This window comes from Bartonella sp. W8167 (genome assembly GCF_016100335.1).
Taxonomy (GTDB): Bacteria; Pseudomonadota; Alphaproteobacteria; order Rhizobiales; family Rhizobiaceae; genus Bartonella; species Bartonella apis.
The window spans coordinates 1-2688 of sequence record NZ_JACFSQ010000009.1 but is presented as its reverse complement, the minus strand read 5'-3'; the positions used below and the strand labels follow the sequence as shown (position 1 = coordinate 2688).

2 protein-coding genes and 1 pseudogene are annotated in these 2688 nt (G+C 64.5%); all 3 read right to left on the bottom strand.

Translation table 11 applies throughout. From position 1 onward, the window contains the following. Window positions 1-761: replication protein C, IncQ-type (gene repC, locus H3V12_RS11045; RefSeq protein WP_097168451.1), on the bottom strand; the 761-nt coding region annotated here is incomplete at its 3' end. After that, complete coding sequence (locus tag H3V12_RS11340) at window positions 748-1569, bottom strand: IncQ-type mobilization protein MobB (protein WP_198214709.1); 822 nt, start codon at window positions 1567-1569, stop codon at window positions 748-750. The genes H3V12_RS11340 and repC, both read right to left, overlap by 14 nt. A gap of 154 nt (window positions 1570-1723) precedes the next feature. After that, window positions 1724-2212 (bottom strand): annotated as a pseudogene (locus H3V12_RS11335) (MobA/MobL family protein); the annotation flags it as partial. Window positions 2213-2688 lie beyond the last annotated feature (476 nt).

The following is a 2688-nucleotide window of genomic DNA, read 5'->3' as shown; positions in this document are numbered from 1 at the left end:
TCGCGCACCCGCTGGCGGCGCTTGCGCATGGTCGAACCACTGGCCTCTGACGGCCAGACATAGCCGCACAAGGTATCTATGGAAGCCTTGCCGGTTTTGCCGGGGTCGATCCAGCCACACAGCCGCTGGTGCAGCAGGCGGGCGGTTTCGCTGTCCAGCGCCCGCACCTCGTCCATGCTGATGCGCACATGCTGGCCGCCACCCATGACGGCCTGCGCGATCAAGGGGTTCAGGGCCACGTACAGGCGCCCGTCCGCCTCGTCGCTGGCGTACTCCGACAGCAGCCGAAACCCCTGCCGCTTGCGGCCATTCTGGGCGATGATGGATACCTTCCAAAGGCGCTCGATGCAGTCCTGTATGTGCTTGAGCGCCCCACCACTATCGACCTCTGCCCCGATTTCCTTTGCCAGCGCCCGATAGCTACCTTTGACCACCATGGCATCAGCGGTGACGGCCTCCCACTTGGGTTCCAGGAACAGCCGGAGCTGCCGTCCGCCTTCGGTCTTGGGTTCCGGGCCAAGCACTAGGCCATTAGGCCCAGCCATGGCCACCAGCCCTTGCAGGATGCGCAGATCATCAGCGCCCAGCGGCTCCGGGCCGCTGAACTCGATCCGCTTGCCGTCGCCGTAGTCATACGTCACGTCCAGCTTGCTGCGCTTGCGCTCGCCCCGCTTGAGGGCACGGAACAGGCCGGGGGCCAGACAGTGCGCCGGGTCGTGCCGGACGTGGCTGAGGCTGTGCTTGTTCTTAGGCTTCACCACGGGGCACCCCCTTGCTCTTGCGCTGCCTCTCCAGCACGGCGGGCTTGAGCACCCCGCCGTCATGCCGCCTGAACCACCGATCAGCGAACGGTGCGCCATAGTTGGCCTTGCTCACACCGAAGCGGACGAAGAACCGGCGCTGGTCGTCGTCCACACCCCATTCCTCGGCCTCGGCGCTGGTCATGCTCGACAGGTAGGACTGCCAGCGGATGTTATCGACCAGTACCGAGCTGCCCCGGCTGGCCTGCTGCTGGTCGCCTGCGCCCATCATGGCCGCGCCCTTGCTGGCATGGTGCAGGAACACGATAGAGCACCCGGTATCGGCGGCGATGGCCTCCATGCGACCGATGACCTGGGCCATGGGGCCGCTGGCGTTTTCTTCCTCGATGTGGAACCGGCGCAGCGTGTCCAGCACCATCAGGCGGCGGCCCTCGGTTGTCAGTGGCGTCAGGTCGAGCAAGAGCAACGATGCGATCAGCAGCACCACCGTAGGCATCATGGAAGCCAGCATCACGGTTAGCCATAGCTTCCAGTGCCACCCCCGCGACGCGCTCCGGGCGCTCTGCGCGGCGCTGCTCACCTCGGCGGCTACCTCCCGCAACTCTTTGGCCAGCTCCACCCATGCCGCCCCTGTCTGGCGCTGGGCTTTCAGCCACTCCGCCGCCTGCGCCTCGCTGGCCTGCTGGGTCTGGCTCATGACCTGCCGGGCTTCGTCGGCCAGTGTCGCCATGCTCTGGGCCAGCGGTTCGATCTGCTCCGCTAACTCGTTGATGCCTCTGGATTTCTTCACTCTGTCGATTGCGTTCATGGTCTATTGCCTCCCGGTATTCCTGTAAGTCGATGATCTGGGCGTTGGCGGTGTCGATGTTCAGGGCCACGTCTGCCCGGTCGGTGCGGATGCCCCGGCCTTCCATCTCCACCACGTTCGGCCCCAGGTGAACACCGGGCAGGCGCTCGATGCCCTGCGCCTCAAGTGTTCTGTGGTCAATGCGGGCGTCGTGGCCAGCCCGCTCTAATGCCCGGTTGGCATGGTCGGCCCATGCCTCGCGGGTCTGCTCAAGCCATGCCTTGGGCTTGAGCGCTTCGGTCTTCTGTGCCCCGCCCTTCTCCGGGGTCTTGCCGTTGTACCGCTTGAACCACTGAGCGGCGGGCCGCTCGATGCCGTCATTGATCCGCTCGGAGATCATCAGGTGGCAGTGCGGGTTCTCGCCGCCACCGGCATGGATGGCCAGCGTATACGGCAGGCGCTCGGCACCGGTCAGGTGCTGGGCGAACTCGGACGCCAGCGCCTTCTGCTGGTCGAGGGTCAGCTCGACCGGCAGGGCAAATTCGACCTCCTTGAACAGCCGCCCATTGGCGCGTTCATACAGGTCGGCAGCATCCCAGTAGTCGGCGGGCCGCTCGACGAACTCCGGCATGTGCCCGGATTCGGCGTGCAAGACTTCATCCATGTCGCGGGCATACTTGCCTTCGCGCTGGATGTAGTCGGCCTTGGCCCTGGCCGATTGGCCGCCCGACCTGCTGCCGGTTTTCGCCGTAAGGTGATAAATCGCCATGCTGCCTCGCTGTTGCTTTTGCTTTTCGGCTCCATGCAATGGCCCTCGGAGAGCGCACCGCCCGAAGGGTGGCCGTTAGGCCAGTTTCTCGAAGAGAAACCGGTAAGTGCGCCCTCCCCTACAAAGTAGGGTCGGGATTGCCGCCGCTGTGCCTCCATGATAGCCTACGAGACAGCACATTAACAATGGGGTGTCAAGATGGTTAAGGGGAGCAACAAGGCGGCGGATCGGCTGGCCAAGCTCGAAGAACAACGAGCGCGAATCAATGCCGAAATTCAGCGGGTGCGGGCAAGGGAACAGCAGCAAGAGCGCAAGAACGAAACAAGGCGCAAGGTGCTGGTGGGGGCCATGATTTTGGCCAAGGTGAACAG